1 pseudogene is annotated in these 325 nt (G+C 53.2%); it reads right to left on the minus strand.

The features are described 5' to 3' along the window. A pseudogene (locus tag BV911_RS18990) lies at positions 1-120 on the minus strand (ATP-binding protein); the annotation flags it as partial. Between the last annotated feature and the right edge of the window lie 205 nt (positions 121-325).

Below are 325 nucleotides of genomic sequence, written 5' to 3' on the forward strand. Positions count from 1 at the left end.
CAGGTATCCAAGCTCGTCGAGGATTACCAAATCGGTCTTAACCAGCGCCTCGGCGATCTTTCCGGCCTTGCCCTGTGCCTTTTCCTGTTCAAGCGTGTTAACCAACTCGACGGTCGAGAAGACGTGTCAACGGCAGAGTAAAAGTGAGCCAAAGGGCAGCGCAAAATGTTGCCACATTGGCGTCAAACCGATTGGTATTGACCTGCCCCCCGCGAAATCCCTCAGTCTAATGTAGAGTCTGCCCAACCCTGAAGGAGCAGACGACATGAGGAAAAGCCGTTTCACCGAAGCGCAGATTATCGGGATGATCAAAGAGCAGGAGGCT

The organism is Pseudoruegeria sp. SK021 (genome assembly GCF_002119405.1).
Lineage (GTDB): Bacteria > Pseudomonadota > Alphaproteobacteria > Rhodobacterales > Rhodobacteraceae > Meridianimarinicoccus.